General features: G+C 71.4%; 9 protein-coding genes. All 9 read left to right on the forward strand.

Features of this window, described 5'->3' with window-relative positions:
• The first annotated feature begins 202 nt into the window (after window positions 1-202).
• From AC07Q9_RS13865 to AC07Q9_RS13905, 9 genes are read left to right on the forward strand one after another with little or no spacing between them, the layout of a single operon-like run.
• Window positions 203-7,345 carry a hybrid non-ribosomal peptide synthetase/type I polyketide synthase gene (locus AC07Q9_RS13865; protein ID WP_495310111.1) on the forward strand — a complete coding sequence of 2,381 codons (7,143 nt, stop codon included), beginning with the start codon at window positions 203-205 and terminating at the stop codon, window positions 7,343-7,345.
• Window positions 7,342-12,339 carry an amino acid adenylation domain-containing protein gene (locus AC07Q9_RS13870; protein ID WP_495310112.1) on the forward strand — a complete coding sequence of 1,666 codons (4,998 nt, stop codon included), beginning with the start codon at window positions 7,342-7,344 and terminating at the stop codon, window positions 12,337-12,339. Before AC07Q9_RS13865 ends, AC07Q9_RS13870 begins: the two co-directional genes overlap by 4 nt.
• Window positions 12,340-12,341: 2 nt before the next feature.
• Window positions 12,342-13,115 carry a 4'-phosphopantetheinyl transferase family protein gene (locus AC07Q9_RS13875; protein ID WP_489058422.1) on the forward strand — a complete coding sequence of 258 codons (774 nt, stop codon included), beginning with the start codon at window positions 12,342-12,344 and terminating at the stop codon, window positions 13,113-13,115.
• A complete protein-coding gene (locus tag AC07Q9_RS13880; RefSeq protein WP_495310114.1) occupies window positions 13,112-13,933 on the forward strand; it encodes a serine aminopeptidase domain-containing protein in 822 nt (273 codons plus the stop codon). The genes AC07Q9_RS13875 and AC07Q9_RS13880 overlap by 4 nt, the downstream gene beginning before the upstream one ends.
• Window positions 13,926-14,849: a hypothetical protein gene (locus AC07Q9_RS13885; RefSeq protein WP_495310116.1), complete on the forward strand. Its 924-nt coding sequence runs from the start codon at window positions 13,926-13,928 to the stop codon at window positions 14,847-14,849. The genes AC07Q9_RS13880 and AC07Q9_RS13885 overlap by 8 nt, the downstream gene beginning before the upstream one ends.
• Window positions 14,850-14,877: 28 nt before the next feature.
• Window positions 14,878-16,053, forward strand: a complete 1,176-nt coding sequence (locus AC07Q9_RS13890; protein WP_495310118.1) for a polysaccharide biosynthesis/export family protein — start codon at window positions 14,878-14,880, stop codon at window positions 16,051-16,053.
• A gap of 44 nt (window positions 16,054-16,097) precedes the next feature.
• The gene (locus tag AC07Q9_RS13895; protein ID WP_495310121.1) at window positions 16,098-18,377 is read left to right on the forward strand and encodes a polysaccharide biosynthesis tyrosine autokinase; all 2,280 of its coding nucleotides are present in this window, start codon (window positions 16,098-16,100) and stop codon (window positions 18,375-18,377) included.
• Window positions 18,374-19,081, forward strand: coding sequence for a sugar transferase (locus AC07Q9_RS13900; RefSeq protein WP_495310123.1), 708 nt, complete (start codon window positions 18,374-18,376; stop codon window positions 19,079-19,081). Before AC07Q9_RS13895 ends, AC07Q9_RS13900 begins: the two co-directional genes overlap by 4 nt.
• A gap of 37 nt (window positions 19,082-19,118) precedes the next feature.
• Window positions 19,119-20,096, forward strand: a complete 978-nt coding sequence (locus AC07Q9_RS13905; RefSeq protein WP_495310125.1) for a GDP-L-fucose synthase family protein — start codon at window positions 19,119-19,121, stop codon at window positions 20,094-20,096.
• The last annotated feature ends 4 nt before the right edge of the window (window positions 20,097-20,100 follow it).

Below are 20,100 nucleotides of genomic sequence, written 5' to 3' on the forward strand. Positions count from 1 at the left end.
ATGTCCTTGGTACCTCAAATGTCACGGCTTAGGTAGTTCTATTCAGAAATATTTATATCAAAGTGTAAACAAACAGAAAAGACCCAAACAAACGCCTTGCCAAGTTCCTAGGATCGCAACAAATCAAGAACCAAATCCAATTGAAATCAATTCAACCCCTTCAATTGTATTTTTCATTCACAGTCTGCAGCCGGGCAATTGCATGGACACCCACATTGCTTCGTCGCCGGAGGCCACCATGGCTTCGCAGGCCACGCTGGGCGACCTGTTCGTCTCGCCGCCTGCGCGCGCGGCGGCAGGCGAACGGCTCGGCGTCTCGCTGGCTCTCGACACCGGGTTCGCGCAGCGCTGGCTCGCGTCGCTGGGCACCACGGGGTACCTGCCCGACACGCTCTTCGTGGGTGCCTGGTTGCTGCTGCAATCGCGCTGGCTGGGCGCGGCCCTGCCAGGGTCGCAAGGCATGCCGACGTCGCAGCCCGGCACCGCAAGCGCGTGGCTGACCCAGCTCGACCTCGCCCGCCGGACCACGCCGCCCACCGGCGACACCCCGCCGCCGTTGCAGCTCGAAGCCCGGGCGGAACGCCCCGCCAGCCTGCACCTGGACGTCGACGCGAGCCTGATGGACGCGCCCTGCGCCAGCCGCCTGCTCGCTGCCATCGCCGACACCGCCGCCGATCTGCTGGCGCACCCCGACGCAGCACTCCACGGCATCCGCGCCCTGCCCGACGCCGACCGCCACGACCAGCTCGCCAGCTGGACCACGCCGCCCGCCGCGCCCGACCTGTCGCTCACCGTGCCCGCCGTGTTCCGTCGCCGGGCCGCGGCCACGCCCGACGCGGTGGCGCTGGTGGAAGGCGACGAAACGATGACCTACGCCGAACTCGACGCGCGCAGCGACCGGCTCGCACAGCGCCTGCAGCGCGCGGGCGTGCAGGCCGGCGACCCCGTCGGGATGGTGTTCGAGCGCTCGACGGCCGCCATCGTTGCCATGCTCGGCATCCTCAAGGCGGGCGCGGCCTACGTGCCGGTACCCACCGACTTTCCGCCCGAACGGGTCGCCGCCATGTTCGACCAGGCCGGCGTGACCCGGGTCGTGACCACCGAGGCACTGGCCTCTCTCGTGCCGCCCCACCGCACTGCCCTGTGCATCGACGCGCCCGAAGACAGCGCGGACCCCGCGCCGTGGGCACCGCCGACCTTCGACGGCGAATCGCTGGCGTACCTCATGTACACCTCGGGCTCGACCGGCGTACCCAAGGGCATCGAGATCGGCCATCGCGCCATCCTGCGGCTCGTCGTCGATGTCGACTACATCGACCTCGCACCGGGGCGCGCGATGCTGCATGCCGCACCACTCGCCTTCGACGCCTCGACGCTCGAAGTCTGGGGACCGTTGCTCAACGGCGGGTGCTGCGTGATCCACGGCGAACGGGTACCCACCGGCGCCGGCCTCGCACGCACCATCGCCCGCCACGAGGTACACACCGCCTGGCTCACGGCCTCGCTCTTCAACGCCGTGATCGACGGCGATCCGCAGCACCTCGCGGGCCTGGCGCACCTGTTCACCGGCGGCGAGGCGCTGTCGGTACCCCATGTGCGGCGCGCGCTCGACGCACTCCCCGGGCTCACGATCAGCAACGGCTACGGGCCGACCGAGTGCACGACCTTCGCGGCCACCCACCGCATCGAACGCGCCGCGATCGCCGCGGGCCCGCGCTCGGTACCGCTCGGGCGCCCGATCAAGGACACCGTGCTGCGCGTGCTGAGCCCGACACTGGAGTTGCTGCCCAGCGGACTCGTGGGCGAGCTGTGCATCGGCGGACACGGCCTGGCGCGCGGCTACCTGGGCCAGCCCGAACTCACGGCCGCGCGCTTCGTGCCTGACCCCTTCGGCGCGCCCGGCGACCGGCTCTACCGCACCGGCGACCTCGCCCGCTGGCTGCCCGACGGCGCGATCGAGTTCATCGGTCGCATCGACGGCCAGGTCAAGATCCACGGCCACCGCATCGAGACCGGCGAGGTCGAGGCGGCGATCCTCGCGCACCCCGCGGTGCAGTCCTGCGCGGTGATCGCGCGGCCCGGTCGCGACGGCCAGTTGCGCCTGGTCGCCTACCTGGTCGCACGCACGCAGAAGCTGGCGTGGGACACGCTGCGCGCGCACCTGGCGACCCGCCTGCCCGCGCCGCTGCTGCCGTCGGCGCAGGTGTGGCTTGCGCAGCTCCCCGTCACGCCCAACGGCAAGCTCGACCGCAACGCGCTGCCCGAGCCGGCCGCCGAGCGCCCCGAACTCGCGCAGCCTTTCGAGGCCGCGCGCGACGCGCTCGAGCAGCAGGTGTGCGACGCCTTCGCGCGCGCCCTGGGCATCGACAAGGCCGGGCGTCACGACAACTTCTTCGACCTGGGCGGCAGCTCGCTGCTGGTGCTGCAGGTGCTGGCGGACCTGCAGCGCGAAGGCGCGCCGCCGCTGTCGACCAACCTCTTCTTTCGCCACCCGACGCCGGGCGCCATCGCGGCGCAACTGCAGTCCGCTGGCGAGGCGCCACAGGCGCCACAACCCGTGCCCGTGCGCGAGGACGCCGCCAGCGTCCCCGAGCCCATCGCTCTCATCGCCACCGCCGGTCGCTTCCCCGGCGCGGGCGATGTGGAGCAGTTCTGGGACAACCTCGTCGCCGGGCGCGACACCGTCAGCTTCTTCGATGACGCAAGCCTGGACGCCGGCGTCGGCGAGTCGCTGCGCCGCGACCCGGCCTATGTGCGGGCGCGCGGCGTGATCGATGGCATCGAGGGCTTCGATGCCGCCTTCTTCGGCATCGGCCCGAAGGAAGCCGCGCTCATGGACCCGCAGCACCGCGTGTTCCTCGAGATCTGCTGGGAGTGCCTGGAGCGCGCGGGCTACGTGCCCGACGAAGCGCCGGGTCCGGTGGGCGTGTATGCCGGCACGTACAACGCCACCTACTTCCAGCGCCACGTGGCCTCGCGGCCCGACCTCGTGGAGGCCGTCGGCGAGTTCCAGGTGATGCTGGCCAACGAGAAGGACTACATCACCACCCGCGTGGCCAACCGGCTCAACCTGCGCGGGCCGGCGGTGAGCGTCAACACCGCGTGCTCGACCTCGCTGGTCGCGGTGGCCCAGGCCTTCCACGCGCTGCGCACGGGCCAGTGCTACATGGCGCTGGCGGGCGGCGCCTCGGTCACCTGCCCGCCGCGCAGCGGCTACCTCTACAACGAGGGCTCGATGCTCTCGCCCGACGGCCACACACGCAGCTTCGACGCGCAGGCCAAGGGCACCGTGTTCAGCGACGGCGCCGCCGTGGTGCTGCTCAAGCGGCTGTCCGACGCGCAGGCCGACGGCGACACCGTGTATGCCGTGCTGCGCAGCGCCTGCGTCAACAACGACGGCGGCGCCAAGGCCAGCTTCACCGCGCCCAGCGTGGACGGCCAGGCGGCGGTGATCCGCGCCGCGCTGGCCGCGGCGGACGTGGACGCGCGCAGCATTTCCTACGTGGAAGCGCACGGCACCGCCACGCCGATGGGCGACCCGGTCGAGGTCGAGGCGCTGGCCGTCGCGTACGCCGAGCACACCGACGCGCGCGGCTACTGCACGCTGGGCTCGCTCAAGAGCAACGTGGGCCACATGGTCACGGCCGCGGGCGCCGCCGGCCTCATCAAGACGGCGCTGTCGCTGCACCACGAAATGATTCCGCCCACCGCGCACTTCACGGCGCCGAACCCGGCGATCGACTTCGCGCGCACGCCGTTCCACGTCAGCAACCAGCTGCAGCCGTGGCCGCGGGCCGCGCTGCCGCGCCGCGCGGGCGTCAGCTCGTTCGGCGTCGGGGGCACCAACGCGCACGTCGTGCTTGAGGAAGCGCCGGCGCGTCAGGCACGCACCACGCAACCGGGCGTCCACGTGCTGGCGCTGTCGGCCCGCTCGGAGGCCGCGCTCGCGGTCGCGACGCAGCAGCTGGCCACGCACCTGGAAGAACAGCCCGGCCTCTGCCTGGGCGACGCGGCGTTCACCCTGTGCGTCGGCCGCAAGGCCCATGCCTTCCGCCGCGCCGTGGTGGCCGGCGATGCGGCGCAGGCCATCGAGGCCTTGCGCTCGGAGAACACGGCGTGGCGCGTGAGCGACCGGATCGCCGAGCGCGCGCCGCAGCCCGTGCTGATGTTCCCGGGCCAGGGCGCGCAGTACCCGGGCATGGGCCGCGCGCTGCATGCGGGCGACCCGGTGTTCGCGGCCGCGTTCGACAACTGCCTGCGCGCCTTCGAGGGCGCACTCGACTTCGACCTGCGCGAGCGCCTGTTCGCAGACGACCCGCAGGCGCTCGCGCCCACGGCCGTCACGCAGCCCGCGCTCTTCACGCTCGAGTACGCGCTTGCACGGCGGCTGCTGTCGCTGGGCCTGCGCCCGCACGCGCTGATCGGCCACAGCGTGGGGGAATTCGTCGCGGCCGTGATCGCCGGCGTGATGCGCCTGGAAGATGCCGCCCGGCTCATTGCGCGCCGCGGCGCACTCATGCAGGCCCAGCCCGCGGGAACGATGCTGTCGGTGCGCCTGGGCGCGGACGCGCTGGCCGCGCGGCTCGCGTCCTCGCCGCAGGTCTCGCTCGCCGCGGAGAACGCACCCGGCGCCTGCGTGGCCGCCGGCCCCACCGAGGCCATCGCCGAACTCCAGGCCGCGCTCGAAGCCGAGGGCGTCGCCTGCCGGCTGCTGCAGACCTCGCACGCCTTTCACTCCGCCATGATGGACGCCGCGGTGGCGCCCTTCGAGGCGCTCGTGGGCCAGGTGGCGCTGCACGCGCCGCAGATCCCCGTTTACTCCACGTTCACCGGTCGCCTGCTCGAAGACGCACAGGCCACGAGCCCGGCCTACTGGGCGCAGCACCTGCGCGGCACCGTGCGCTTCTCGCCGGCGCTGCAGAGCGCGGCGGACGACGCCAGCCACCCGGTGTTCGTGGAAGTCGGCCCCCGCAACACGCTGGCCGCGCTGGTGCGCCAGCACCGCGTGCCAGGCCTTGTCGCGGCGGTGTCGCTGCTGCACGGCGAGCCGGCCGACGAGCCCCGGACCCTGCGCCTGGCCGCCGCGCGCCTGTGGACCTGCGGCGCCGAGGTCGACCTTGCCCTGCTGGCACCGCGCACCGGCGCCCGGCGCGTGTGCCTGCCCACCTACCCGTTCGAACGCAAGCGCCTGTGGGTCGACATCGCGCCCACCGCGCCGGTGTCGCCCGCCTTGCCTGTTTCCTTGGAGCCGATCGTGACCGCTGCAGCGCCCTCGCCTCACCTGCCTCCGTCTTCTCCCCTGCCGCCCGATGCATCGCGTGCGGCGTCGATCGACGCGCGATTGCGGGCCCTGTTCGAAGACATCTCGGGCATCGACATGGCGCAGGCTGAGGGCCAGGCCTCGTTCGGCGAGATCGGTATGGACTCGCTCACGCTGACGCAGGCGGCCACGCAGATCAAGAAGCGCTTCAAGGTCGAGCTGAGCTTCCGCCAGCTGATGGAGAACTACCGCAGCTTCGACGCGCTGGCCGCGTACCTGCAGCAGAGCCTGCCGCCCGAGGCCGAGCCGGTGGCCGTGCCCGTCATGCCTGCGGCCCCCGCCGTGCAGGCGTCCATGCCAACGCCAGGGCTCCCGCAGCCCACCGGCCTGCTGAACCAGGTGATCGCGCAGCAGATGGAGCTGATGCGCCAGCAGCTCGTGCTCCTGTCTGGCGGGGCCACGCCGGTCGCACCCGAGGCCGCGCCCGCCGTTCTGCAGCCACCACAGCCGCCCGCCGAAGCCCCGCTTCGCTACGACGTCAGCAAGGCCTTCGGCGCCATCGCCCGCATCCACACCCAACGCACCGCCGAGCCCAGCGCGCGGCAGAAGGCGCGGCTGGCGACCTTCGTGCGCCGCTATGTCGAACGCACACAAAAGAGCAAGCGCTTCACCGAGGACAACCGCGCCCACATGGCCGACCCGCGCGTGGTCAACGGCTTCCGTCCGCTGACCAAGGAGATCACCTACCAGATCGTGATCGAGCGCTCCAAGGGCTCGAAGATGTGGGACATCGACGGCAACGAGTACGTCGACGCGCTCAACGGCTTCGGGCTGAACCTGTTCGGCTGGCAACCCGACTTCGTGCAGGACGCCGTGCGGGCCCAGCTCGACGCGGGCTACGAGATCGGGCCGCAGCATCCGCTCGCGGCCGACGTGACCCGCCTCATCTGCGAACTCACGGGCAGCGAGCGCGCCGGCCTGTGCAACACCGGCTCCGAAGCCGTGATGGCGGCGCTGCGCATCGCGCGCACCGTCACCGGGCGCAGCACGGTGGTGGCCTTCACGGGCTCCTACCACGGCACCTTCGACGAAGTGCTGGTGCGCGCCGGCAAGGGCGGCAAGGGCCTGTCGGCCGCGCCCGGCGTGATGAGCGGCATGTTCGGCGACATCCGCGTGCTCGACTACGGCACGCCCGAGGCGCTGGCCTTCATCCGCGACAACGCCGCGGACCTGGCGGCCGTTCTGGTCGAGCCGGTGCAAAGCCGCCGCCCCGACTTCCAGCCGCGCGAGTTCCTGCACGACGTGCGCGAGGTCACCGCGAAGAACGGCTGCTGCCTCATCTTCGACGAGGTCATCACCGGCTTTCGCAGCGCGCTGGGCGGCGCACAGGAACTGTTCGGCGTGCGCGCCGACCTGGCCACCTACGGCAAGGTGATCGGCGGCGGCTTTCCGGTGGGCGTGATCGCCGGCAAGCGCGAGTTCATGGACGCGCTCGACGGCGGCGCCTGGCAGTACGGCGACGACTCGATCCCGGGCGTGGGCGTGACCTACTTCGCCGGCACCTTCGTGCGCCATCCGCTGGCGCTCGCGGCGGCCAAGGCCTCGCTCACGCACCTGAAGGAGGCCGGGCCCGCGCTGCAGGCCGGGCTCAACGCGAGCACGACCGCCATGGCGACGGAGCTCTCGGGCTGGTGCCGGGAGGTCGGCGCGCCGATCGAGATCCGCCATTTCGCGTCGCTGTGGCGCGTGAGCTGGCTCGAAGACCAGCCGCTGCAGGACCTGCTGTTCGCCATGATGCGCAGCCGCGGCGTGCACATCCTGGACAACTTCCCGTGCTTCCTCACGAGCGCGCACAGCGCCGAGGACATCGCCTTCCTGCAGCGCGCCTTCAAGGAGTCGGTCGCCGAGATGCAGGAATCCGGCTTCCTTCCGCGCCGCGCTCCCGTCCCCACCCGCTTCGACGCGCACCAGCCCGCCGAGGACGGCAGCGTGCTGGCCCGCGACAGCGACGGCCAGCCGTACTGGTACGTGCCCGAAGACGCCGCCTCGCAGGCGCGCCTCATCAACGGAAAGGCTGCAGCATGAACGCCGCACTCAAGCCCACCGCGAGCGGTGGCCTCGTCGAATGCATCATCGCGACCACCGAGTCGCAGCGCGAAATCTGGCTCGGCGCCTCGCTGGGCCCCGAGGCCTCGATGGCCTACAACGAGTCGGTCGTGCTGCGCCTGCGCGGCGCGCTCGACGCCGACGCCATGGCGCGCGCCACCGACCGGCTGCTCGAACGCCACCAGGCGCTGCGCGCCACGATCTCGCCGGACGGCAGCTTCATGCTGGTCAGCCCGCCCACCGGGAACCACCTGGTCCGCCACGACCTGGGCGGGCTGGCGCCCGAAGCCCTCGCGCAGGCGCTGCACGCGGCCCACGACGACGCCGTGTGCACGCCGTTCCCGCTCGAACACGGGCCGCTGTTCCGGGCCGTGCTGTACCGCCTGGGCGATGACGAGCACGAGCTCGTGATGTCGGCGCACCACGTGGTCTGCGACGGCTGGTCGTGGGCGGTCATCACCGAGCAGCTGGGCCACCTCTATGCCGAGGAAACCGGCGTCGGGCTCAAGCTCAAGGCCGCGCCGCTCTTCTCCGACTTCGCCGCCGAGGAAGCCGCCGCCGCCGCGAGCCCCGAGATGCAGGCGCACATCGACTACTGGCTGGCGCGCTTTGCCGGCACCACGCAGCCGGTGCTCGACCTGCCGCTGGACCGCCCCCGCCCGGCCGTGCGCACCTTCAACTCGCGCCGCGCCGAACGCCTGCTCGACCGGCGCGTGGTCGGCGCCGTGCGCATCGCGAGCACCAAGGCCGGCGTCAGCCTGTTCACGGGCCTTCTCAGCGGCTTCGTGGCGACGCTGCACCGCCTCACGGGCCAGGAAGACATCGTGGTCGGCATCCCGACCTCGGGCCAGCTCGCGCACGACGTGCCCGGCCTGGTCGGCCATTGCGTGAACCTGCTGCCGCTGCGCATCGCCGCGCACCCGGCCATGCGCTTCGACGCGCTGATGGACGAATGCAGCACCGCCGTGCTCGACGCCTTCGATCACCAGGCCCTGACCTACGGCGCGCTGCTGGGCCAGCTGTCGCTCGAGCGCGACCCGAGCCGGCTGCCGCTGGTGAGCGTGAGCTTCAACGTCGACCCCGACGTGGCGAGCAGCGCGCAGGCCTTCACCACGCTCGACGTGGTGCAGGACACCATCGCCCGGCGCTACGAGAACTTCGAACTGTTCGTGAACCTGCGCCCGCACGCCGGCAGCCTGCAGGTCGAGGCGCAATACAACACCGACCTGTTCGACGACGTGAGCGTGCAGCGCTGGCTCGACATGTTCGAGTGCGTGCTGCAGTCGGCCGCGCACAAGCCCGAGGACACCATCGGCGGGCTCGACGTGCTGTCCGCCGGCGCCGCGCGTGCGCTGCTGGCGCTGCAGCCCGCGCGCGTGCCGCTGCGCGGCGCGCCGCTGGCGCACGCCGGCTTCGTGGCGCGCGTGCCGCAGCAGCCGCACCGCCCGGCGGTGCGCGACGGCGCGCGCAGCTGCAGCTACGGCGAACTCGACGCGCTGTCCAACCGCCTGGCGCGTGCGTTGCGCGCGCGCGGCGTGGGCCGCGGCCAGCGCGTGGGGCTGTGCCTGGAACGCAGCCTGGAGATGGTCGTCGCGATGCTGGGCATCCTCAAGGCGGGGGCGTCCTACGTGCCGCTGGACCCCGCATTCCCGCCGGCGCGGCTGGACCACTACGCCAGCGACGCCACCCTCGCCCTGATGCTGACCTCGTCCGACATCGCGGTGGCGCCGCGCGACTGGCGCGTCGACGCCGACCAGCGCATCTTCGAGATCGATCGCGACACCGCCTGGCGCCAGCTCTCGGGCGAAGCCCTGCCGCCGAGCAGCGACGACCCCGGCTCCGAAGACGCGGCCTACGTGATCTACACCTCCGGCTCCACCGGCCTGCCCAAGGGCGTCATTGCGCACCACCGGGGCGTGGCGCACCTGCTGCAGTGGATGCAGCGCGAATCGGGCATCGGCCCGGCCGATCGCATCGCCGCCGTCACCACGCTGTCGTTCGACATGGCCGTGCCCGACCTGCTGCTGCCGCTGGCGACGGGCGCCGAGCTGGTGATGGTGCAGCGCGAGGTCGCCATGGACGGCAACCGCCTGTCGCAGGCGCTGGACGACGAACAGATCACGCTGCTGAACGCCACGCCCGGCATGTGGCAACTGCTGCTCGATGCCCAGTGGGCCGGCGGCACGCCCGGTTTTCGCGGCTGGACCGGCGGCGAGGCGTTGCGCCCGAGCATGGCGCTGGCGCTGTGCGAGCGCATGGAAGGCCTGTGGAACGGCTACGGCCCGACCGAGACGACGGTGTACTCCTCCGCCTGGCATGTGCGTCCCGAAGAGATCGCCTCGCGCGGCGTGTCGATCGGCAGGCCCGTCGACAACACCGAGATCTGGATCCTCGACGCCGACCTGCAGCCCTGCCCGATCGGCGTGCCCGGCGAAATCTGCATCGCGGGCGAAGGCGTCTCGCTGGGCTACCTCGACCGCCCCGCGCTGACCGCCGAGCGCTTCGTCACGGTGCGCATCTTCGGCGCCACCAAGAAGGTCTACCGCACCGGCGACCGCGGCCGCTGGCGCAACGACGGGCTGCTCGACCACCTCGGCCGGCTCGACTTCCAGGTCAAGGTGCGCGGCTACCGCATCGAGCCCGGCGAGATCGAGGTGCGCTGCTGCGAAGCGGCCGGCGTCTCGCGCAGCGTGGTCGTGGCCCGCGAGGACACCCCCGGCGACGTGCGCCTGGTGGCCTACCTGGCGCTGGTGCCCGGCGGCGGATTCGACCTCGATGCGCTGATGGTGCACCTGCGCAAGCACCTGCCGGTCTTCATGCTGCCGCAGCACGTGGTGACGCTCGACGCGCTGCCCACGCTGCCCAACGGCAAGGTCGACCGCGTCTCGCTGCCGCCGCCGCAGGCGGTGGCGCGCGACGAGGTGCGGCGCGGCGCCGGTCCGCGCAATGCGCACGAGCGCAAGGTGCTCGCGGTCATGGAGAAGGTGCTGAGCCTGCCGGGCCTGGACATGCACGACAACTTCTTCACCATGGGCGGCCACTCGCTGCTGGCCGCGCGGCTCACCACGCTGCTGAGCCACGAGTTCCAGGTCACGCTGCCGCTGCGCGCGCTGTTCGAGGCGCCCACGGCCGAGAAGCTGGCCGCGGCCATCGAGGCCCTGCAGGGCGCGGGCGTCGGCCTGCAGGCGCCGATTGCCTGCCACCTCGATCGCCGCAGCGCACCGCTCACGCCCTCGCAGGAACGCATCCGCTTCATGGAGCAGCTGTACACGGGCCGCTCGGTCTACAACGCGCCCTCAGCCCAGCGGCTCACCGGCAAGCTCGACGCCGCGCGCTTCGAAGGCGCGCTGCGCGAGATGATCCGGCGCCAGCCGACGCTGCGCACCTGCGTCGGCTTCGACGAGGACACGGGGCGGCCGATTCAATCGATCGCAGCGTCGGTGGAATTCGCCTTGCCGCTGGTCGACCTGCGCGGCCTGCCCGCGGACCAGCGCGAGGCCGAGCTGGCCGAGCAGATGCAGGAGCTGTCGGACCGGCCGATCGACATCCACAGCGCGCCGATGATGCGCGCGACCCTGTTCCAGCTCGACGACACCGAGCACGTCTTCCTGTTCGTGCCGCATCACCTGATCTGGGACGGCTGGTCCTTCGACCTGATGCAGCGCGAACTGGCTGCGTTCTACGACGCCGCCGAACGCGGCCGTCCGCACAACCTGCCCGCGCTCGCCACCACCCAAGGCGACTATGCCGAGTGGCTCGAGGCCTGGCTGACCGAACCGGCCTGCGAAGAGCAGCTCGCGTTCTGGCGCGGCCGGCTCGCGGGTGCCAAGGCCGTGCGCCCGCCCCGCACCGACATGCCGCGCCGCGCGGGCAAGAGCGGCCAGGGCGGCGCGCACTGGATCCACATCGACCTGCAGAGCACGCAGCGGCTGCGCGAGGTGGCGCGCGACATGGACGTGACGCTCAGCATGCTGACCTTCGGCATCTACGCGCTGACCATGGCCCAGGCCACCGGCAACGACGCCATCGTCATCGCGAACCCGGTGCGCGGACGCCAGCAGGCCGAGACGGAAGACGTCATGGGCTTCTTCAGCAACGTGCTGCCGGTCTCGCTCGCGGTCGACATGGCGCTGCCGCTGCCCGACTTCATGCGCTACGTGAAGCAGGAGCTGCTGTCGATGATGAACCACCAGCAGGTGCCGTTCGAGCGCCTGATGGCCGAGCCCGGCTACGCGGGGCAGATCAAGGCGTCGGGCCCCTACCAGGCGATGTTCTCGTTCCAGGACGCCCGCGAGCGCGCGCGCACCGTCGGCAGCCTGCAGACCCGCCAGGTGCACGTGATGCAGCACGGCGCCACCGACGACGTCGGCGTGTGGCTGATGGACAAGCCGCACGGCCTGGAAGGCGCGCTGCTCTACAACGCCGACGTGTACCTGCGCGAGACCGGCGCCCAGCTGCGCGAGCGCTACCTCGAGGTGCTGGGCCGCATCGCCGACCACCCGAACGCCACGCTGGCCGAGATCGCCAGCACCGAAGGCTCGGCCAGCGCGCGCTATCTGCGCAAGCTGGCGGCCGACGACGCGGACAAGGGTGCGCCGGCCGAGCCCCTCAACGGCGCCGCGCGCGAGGCGAAGCCCGGACTGCTCAGCCCCGAGCACGCCCAGCTGGCCCAGATCTGGGCCGACGTGATCGGCATCGACGTCGACGAGATCCGCGCCAGCGACAACTTCTTCGACCTCGGCGGCGACTCGCTGCTGGTGCTGCGCGCCGTGCAGCAAGCGGCGCAGACGCTGGGGCACCGCGTGGAGCCGCGCCGCTACCTGTTCGAGAACCTCGGGCAGATCGCCTCTTCGGCGCCCGGCACGGCGCACGGCGTGCCCCCGGACCTCGCCGACCTGGCTGCCGGCACGGCCGCGCATGCACAGCGCGGCGGGCTGCTCGGCGCACTCGGCAGCTGGCTGCGCAAGGGGTGACCATGACCGGCGCCGCCCACGCACTGTCCATCGACGCACCGGTCTGCCGGTACGTCGAGCTGGACCACTTCACCGACACCCTGCCCGCGCAGGTGCTGTCGGCAGAAGAGTGCGCGCGTGCCGAGAGCCTGCGCTTTCCCGTCGACCGGGCGCGCTTCGTGGCGGCCCATGTCGCGCTGCGCCAGGCGCTGTGCGCGTACACGGGCCTGGCGCCCGATGCGCTGACGCTGGCCACCGGCGCCTTCGGCAAGCCGTCGCTGGCGGGCCACCCACGCACCCAGTTCTCGCTGAGCCACAGCCAGGGACTGGCACTGATCGCCATCGGCGGGCGCGGCCCGCTGGGCGCCGACGTCGAGTTGCTGCGCCCGATGTCCGACGCGGCAGCCTTGGCCGCGGCGCATTTCACGCCGCATGAACAGGACGCACTGGCCGCCCTGCCCGCGCACGACCGTGACCGCGCCTTCCTGACCTGCTGGACCCGCAAGGAAGCCTGCCTGAAGGCCATCGGCGTGGGCCTGCTGGTGTCGCCGCAGAGTTTCGAGGTGGGCGTGACACCGGACTGCCGCAGCGTCGAGCTGCCGGTGGCCGGACGTACCCTCGTGCTGGTGCTGGAGCCCGCACCCGCGCGGCCGGACAGCGTGGGATCGCTCGCCGAATGGCGCCACACCGAAGCCCGCGCCCAGGCATCGGGAGCCGGTTTCGAAGGCGGCCCCATGCGCGCCCTGAACGCGCGCCAAGGGATGACCGAGGCGCGATGCGCAGGGGGTGTCGCATGACCCTCTTCACACCGCTCATGTTCGGGCCGGCCTCGCGCCAGGTCTTCGGCGCGTTCCACGCTCCCGACGAAGACCGGGGCGAGCCCACCGCGGTGCTCCTGTGCCCGCCCTTCGGGCAGGAGGGCCTGCGCACCCACCGCTTCTTCAAGGTGCTGGCCGAACGCCTCGCGCGCGCCGGCATCGCCACGCTGCGCTTCGACTTCTACGGCGCCGGCGACTCGCCGGGCGACGAGAGCGAGGGCGAGCTCGACGGCTGGCGCCGCGACCTGTGCGCGGCGCACGAGGAGCTGCGGCGGCACGCGCCCCATGCCGCCATCGTGTGGATCGGTGCGCGGCTGGGCGCCACCCTGGCCGTGCTGGCCGCGCGCAACGGACGCTGCGACCCGGCGCGGCTGGTGCTCTGGGAGCCGGTGATCGACGGGCCGGGCTACGCGCGCCTGCTGCGCGAGCGGCACGTCGAGGCGATCGACACGACCTTCTGCATCCCCGACCTGTCCTGGCGCCGCAGCCTCGCGCGAGAACCCGACGCGCTGCCCGAGGAGGCGCTGGGCGTGCGCCTCTCGCCGACGCTGCAGGCGCAGCTGCGCGCCCTCACACCGCAATCGCTGCCGCTCACGGCCCTGCACGACACCCTGGTGCTGGCCCCGCCCGACGACACGCCCACCGCGCAATGGGCGGCCGAGCAGCAGTCGCGCCACATGCCGGTGCGCCTGGCCTACCTGAGCCATCCGCTGGACTGGACGTCCGACCCCTATCCCCACAGCGCGATGGTGCCGGCCGATGCGCTCAGCCGCCTGCAGGGAGCCATCCATGAATGACCTGACGCAGACCCCGGTGTGCTTCGGCCCCGGCAACGCACTGATGGGCATGCTCACCGTGCCCGCGCAGCGCGTGCCGGCGCCCGTCGCCTGCCTGATGTTCAACATGGGCGCGAACCACCGCGTCGGGCCGCGCCGCATCAACGTGAAGCTGGCGCACGTGCTGGCCGCACACGGCGTGGGCAGCCTGCGCTTCGACCTGGGCGGCATCGGCGACAGCGAGGCGCTGGACACCGGGCCCGACCTGCAGACGCGCGCGGTGCACAGCCTGCAGGCCGCCATGGACCTCGTGCAGCGCAGGCTGGGCATCCACCAGTTCGCGGCCGTGGCCATGTGCTCGGGCGTGGAGCACGCCATGTCGGCGGCCGCGGTGGACGCGCGCGTGGTGGCGCTCTCGCTGTTCGACGGCTTTGCCTTTCCCCAGCGGCGCACGCGCTGGGAGCTCACGGTGCGCCGCGCGCTCGCGGCGCCGCTGCACCCGTCGTTCCCCGGCAAGGCGCGGCGCTGGGTGCTGCGCCATCTGCCGGGCAGCACGGTGGGCAAGCCGCTGCCGGGCTACTTCGTGGACCGGCGGCCGCCCAACGTCAACGCGATCTGGTTCGAAGCCACGATGAAGCAGCTGGTCGAGCGCGAGGTGGCGGTGCAGCTGCTGTATTCGGGATCGCTGCACGTGCGCGACCGCGACCGCGACCAGCTCGGCGCCCTGCGCCACGAACCGTTCATGCAGGGCCTGCAGTACGAGTTCATTCGGGACGTGGACCACACCGTCTGCACGGTGAAGGGCCAGCAGCTCTTCCTGCAGTCCGTCGGCGACTGGGTGGTCGCGCACTGCCTGGCCACCCCCAGCCCGCAGCGGCAAGGCCGCCCGGCGACAGGCACACCGCGCGCGATCCCGGCCACGCTCGCCGCGCCCTGAAACAACAACCGAAGCCAAGGAGATTGCCATGACATCCGCAACCCCAGCGACCCCGCGCGGCGAGCGCCTCCTCGCCACCGAGGGCGCTTGCGCCCTTCCCGGTGGCCGCTTCCGGTCGCGCGCCATGGCGCTGCTGCTGTCGCTCGGGTTGTGCGGCTGCGCACCCGGCTTCGGCACGCCGGGCCCGTTGCAGTCCTCCGACGGCACGGCCGGCGGCCGGATCGCGGCCATCACGCCGGAGCTGATCCGCGCGCAGCTGGCCGGCAACACGGGCATCCCGCCCGAGGTGAAGGCGCTGTTCGGCCGACCCACGGCCTACACCATCGGGCCGGGGGACGTGGTGGGCATCACCGTCTACAACAACCCCGAGCTGCAGCCCAACCTGGGCGCGGTGATCGCGCAGCAGAGCGACCCGACCGGCGTCACCGTGGCACCGGGCTTCATCGTCGATGCCGCGGGCGAGATCAGCTTTCCCTACATCGGCCGCACCCGGCTGCAGGGCCTCACGGAAAGCGGTGCGTCGGAGCTGATCGCCAAGCGCATCGGCAACATCATCAAGGCGCCGCTGGTGAGCGTGCGCATCCAGTCGTTCCGCAGCCAGCGCGCCTATGTCGAGGGCGAGGTCCGCACGCCCGGGCTGCAGATCTTCACGGACATCCCGATGACGCTGTCCGAGGCGCTCAACCGCGCGGGCAGCATCACCGCCGTGGGCGACCGCTCGCAGGTGACGCTCACGCGCGGCGACCGCACGGTGGCCATCGACCTGATGCAGCTCAAGCGCTTCGGCGCCGACGCCAACAACATCCCGCTGCGCAACGGCGACGTGGTGTACGTCGGCACCCGCGACGACAGCCGCATCTACGTGATGGGCGAGATCCTGCGGCCCTCGGCGCTCTTGATGCGCAACGGCCGCATGAGCCTGAACGAGGCCCTGGGCGACGCGGGCGGGCCCGACCTGCTCACGGCCGACCCCGGGCAGATCTACGTGATCCGCAACTCGCCGCAGACGCCCGACACGCCGCAGATCTTCAGCCTGAACGCGAAGAACCCGGCCGCGCTGGCGCTGGCCGACCGCTTCGAGCTGAGGCCGCGCGACGTGGTCTACGTCGACCGCGTGCCGCTGGTCTCGTGGAACCGCGTCGCCACCCTGATCCTTCCCGCCGCCCAGGTGATCAACCTCGCGCGCGACACCGCCCGCAAATAAACCGCGCGGCGCCCCGGCCCGACCACGAACCCAAGGTGAAGCCCATGAATGCGCGTTGGTACCCCCCGCTTCCCCCGCCGTACAACCCGGAACCCGAGCGCCCCCGCTCGCGGTTCAAGGAGTACGTCGACCTCCTGCTGGACAACCGCTGGCTGATCGCCTCGGTCACCGCGGTGGCGCTGGTGCTGGGCACGGGCTACGCGCTGTTCGGGCCGCGGGTGTACGAGACGAACGTGCTGATCCAGCTCGAGGATGCCGAGCGTTCGCCCGGCGGCGCGGGCGATGCCGCGGTCAACGGCGTGAACGTGAAGACGCCGACCTCGGGCGAGGCCGAGATCCTGAAGTCGCGCATGGTGCTCGGCCAGGCGATCGAGAACACCAAGCTGTTCATCACGGCCCGGCCGCACTACATCCCGGTCGTGGGCGAGTTCATGGCACGGCATTCGAAGACGCTGTCCCGGCCGGGCTTCCTCGGCATGCGCGGCTACGTGTCGGGCACCGAGCGGATCGCGGTGCCGCAGATGGACGTGCCACCGGCCCTCGAGGGCAAGAAGTTCCTGCTGACCGCCGGCGCCAACGGCAGCTACACCCTGACGCACCCCGACCTCGACACGCCCCTGCACGGCCGCGTCGGCGAGCCGATGGACAGCTCGGTGCCGGGCGGCACGGTCCACCTGCTGGTGGCCTCGTTCGACGCCCTGCCCGGCGGCGCCTTCGAGCTGACCCGGCGCTCCACGCAGCTCACCATGCTCGCGTTGCAGCGCGAGCTGCGCGTGATCGAGAAGGGCAAGCTCTCCAGCGTGATCGACGTGAGCTGGCAGACCGACGACCGCGAGCACCTGGCGAACCTGCTCAACGAGGTGTCGCGCCTGTACATGCGCCAGAACATCGACCAGAAGACCGCGCAGGCCGAGCGCACGCTGAACTTCCTGGGCACCGAGCTGCCCAAGTTCAAGCAGCAGCTGGAACAGTCCGAAGAGGCCTACAACCAGTACCGCAACCAGAACGGAACCATCAGCCTGGACGACGAGGCGCGCAACGCGCTGTCGCAGAACGTCGACCTGCAGGCCAAGCTGCTCGACGCGCGCCAGAAGCGCCTGGACCTGGCGAGCCGCTTCACCAACGAGCACCCGATGCTGATCACGCTCGATGCGCAGATCGCCTCGCTGCGCAAGGAGCTGGGCGGCGTGGACAACCGCATCCGCCGCATGCCGATGCTGCAGCAGAACTCGCTGCGCATGCAGCGCGACATCAAGGTCAACACCGAGCTCTACGCGTCGCTTTTGAACAGCTCCCTGCAGATGCGCCTGGCCCGCGAAGGCCGCATCGGCAACGTGCGCGTGCTCGACCAGGCCCTGTCGCCCGAAAAGCCGGTGCGGCCCAAGGCCGTGATCTCGGTGGCGCTGGCGCTGGTCGTGGGGCTGTTCCTGGGCGCCCTCGCCGCAGTGCTGCGCCAGGCGCTCAAGAGCACGGTCGCGACCCCCGACGAGATCGAGATGCGCACCGGCCTGAACGTGTACAGCACCATCGCGCTCAGCGCGCGGCAGGCCGTGCTCGACCGCGCCATCCGCCACGGCAGGCCCGGGATCAAGCTGCTGGCGGCTTCGCACCCGGAAGACCCGGCGCTCGAAGGCGTGCGCAGGCTGCGCACCACGCTGGGCTTCCTGATGGCCGGCGCGCAGAACAACCGCATCCTGCTGACCAGCGCCACGCCGGGCGCGGGCAAGACCTTCCTGTCGGCGAACTTCTCGGCCGTGCTGGCGGCCTCCGGCAAGCGCGTGCTGCTGATCGACGCCGACATGCGCCGCGGCAAGCTGGCGAGCCAGTTCGGGCTGAAGGCGGGCACGGGCCTGTCGGAGCTGATCGCCGGCACCGCCACGCTCTCGCAGGCCGTGCACGCGCAGGTGCTGCCGCACCTGGACGTGATCACCACCGGCAAGCTGCCGCTCGACCCGGCCACGATGATGGGTTCCAGCGCCTTCACGCGGTTGCTGGAGACCCTCTCAGCGCTGTACGACGCCGTGGTCATCGATGCCCCGCCGATCCTGCTGGCGACCGAGACCGTGGCGATGTCCCCGGACATCGGCACCCTGATGCTCGTGGCCCGCGCCGGCGACAGCGAGCTGAGCGACTTGGTGGAAAGCGCGAAGCGGCTGGCGCACGTGGGCGCGGCGTTCCACGGCGTGGTGCTCAACGCGCAGGACGCGCGCCAGCGCCACAGTACCTACGGCTACGACTACGGCCCCAACCGCCTGCCGCCGAACATCTATCCGCCCGCGCTGGGGCACACGCCCCACGCCGAACCGGAGCGCGCGACATCATGAGCACGCACCTGTCACGCACGTCACGCACGTCACGCACGTCAAGCACGCCGCACCGCACCGCCGCACGCCCCGTGCCGGTGGGCGGCTCGCGGCTCCTGCAGGCCGCCAAGCGCGCCATGGACATCCTGCTGGCGGGCGCCTTCTTCCTGTTCCTGGGCTGGGCCTACGCGCTGATCGCCGTCGGCGTGCTGCTGACCTCGGGCGGCCCGGCCATCTACGTGCAGCCACGCTACGGCCGGGACGGGCGGATCTTCCGCTTCTACAAGTTCCGCACCATGGCGCCCAACGCCGATGCCCTGCTGGCCCGCCACCTGCGCGAGAACGACGCGGCGCGGCGCGAATGGGAGAAGTTCCAGAAGCTCGAGCACGACCCGCGGATCACCCGCTTCGGCGCCTTCCTGCGCCGCTACAGCATCGACGAGTTCCCGCAGTTCTGGAACGTGCTCAAGGGCGACATGAGCATGGTCGGTCCGCGCCCGTGCATGTTTGCCCAGAAGGAGCTGTACGGCCCCTACTGGGCGTACTACTGCGCGGTGCGCCCGGGCATCACGGGCCTGTGGCAGATCAGCGGACGCAACGAGGTGAGCTACCGCCGCCGCGCGGCCATGGACGCCGAGTACGTCGCCACGCTTTCGTTGCTGCGCGACGTGGTGATCCTGCTGAAGACCTTCCGTGTCGTGCTCGGGGCGCGCGGTTCGCGCTGAGACCCGCAGCGCCCTCCTCCTTCACTGAAAGAACGCCATGCGAATCTATGTTGCAGGTCATCGCGGAATGGTCGGCCAGACGCTCACGAGGCGCCTGGGCGAACTCGGCCACGAGGTCGTGACGCGCAGCCACGCCGAGCTCGACCTGCTCGACCAGGCAGCCGTTGCGCGCTTCTTCGCCACCGAGCGCGTCGACCAGGTCTACGTGGCGGCGGCCAAGGTCGGCGGCATCCACGCCAACATGACCTACCCCGCGCAGTTCATCTACGAGAACCTGCTGATCGCGGCGAACCTCACGCACCAGGCCTTTCTCGCCGGCATCAAGCGCCTGCTGTTCCTCGGCTCCAGCTGCATCTACCCACGCCTGGCCGAGCAGCCGATCCGCGAAGAGGCCCTGCTCACCGGCAGGCTCGAGCCCACCAACGAGCCCTATGCGATCGCCAAGATCGCGGGCATCAAGCTGTGCGAGAGCTACAACCGGCAGTACGGCGCCACGCACGGCGTCGACTTCCGCAGCGTGATGCCGAGCAACCTCTACGGCCCCGGCGACAACTACCACCTGGAGAACAGCCACGTGGTGCCCGCGCTGATCCAGCGCTTTCACCTGGCCAGGATCAGCCGCACGCCGAGCGTGCTGATCTGGGGCAGCGGCCGGGCGCGGCGCGAGTTCCTGTACGTGGACGACATGGTCGAAGGCTGCCTGGACGTGATGAACCTGTCGCGCGCCGCCTACGACCAGCACACCGATCCGATGCGCGGCCACATCAACCTCGGCACGGGCGAGGACGTCTCGATCGCCGAGCTGGTGGAACTCATCCGCGAGGTCGTGGGCTACGAGGGCAGCATCCGCTACGACCTGGCCCAGCCCGACGGCGCCCCGCGCAAGCTGCTGGACGTGTCGCGCGCGGCCAGCTTCGGGTGGCACGCCACGGTGCCGCTGGCCGAAGGGCTGCGCCGCACCTATGCGGACTACCAGGCGGCGCGCCGCAGTGCCACCGAGGCCGCGCACGCCTGAAGCA

The sequence above is a fragment of the Variovorax sp. GW821-FHT09A10 genome, from assembly GCF_059418385.1.

Coding starts and splice junctions, on each gene's coding strand:
- AC07Q9_RS13865 (WP_495310111.1), top strand. CDS start 203: ATGGACACCCACATTGCTTCGTCGCCGGAGGCCACCATGGCTTCGCAG.
- AC07Q9_RS13870 (WP_495310112.1), top strand. CDS start 7,342: ATGAACGCCGCACTCAAGCCCACCGCGAGCGGTGGCCTCGTCGAATGC.
- AC07Q9_RS13875 (WP_489058422.1), top strand. CDS start 12,342: ATGACCGGCGCCGCCCACGCACTGTCCATCGACGCACCGGTCTGCCGG.
- AC07Q9_RS13880 (WP_495310114.1), top strand. CDS start 13,112: ATGACCCTCTTCACACCGCTCATGTTCGGGCCGGCCTCGCGCCAGGTC.
- AC07Q9_RS13885 (WP_495310116.1), top strand. CDS start 13,926: ATGAATGACCTGACGCAGACCCCGGTGTGCTTCGGCCCCGGCAACGCA.
- AC07Q9_RS13890 (WP_495310118.1), top strand. CDS start 14,878: ATGACATCCGCAACCCCAGCGACCCCGCGCGGCGAGCGCCTCCTCGCC.
- AC07Q9_RS13895 (WP_495310121.1), top strand. CDS start 16,098: ATGAATGCGCGTTGGTACCCCCCGCTTCCCCCGCCGTACAACCCGGAA.
- AC07Q9_RS13900 (WP_495310123.1), top strand. CDS start 18,374: ATGAGCACGCACCTGTCACGCACGTCACGCACGTCACGCACGTCAAGC.
- AC07Q9_RS13905 (WP_495310125.1), top strand. CDS start 19,119: ATGCGAATCTATGTTGCAGGTCATCGCGGAATGGTCGGCCAGACGCTC.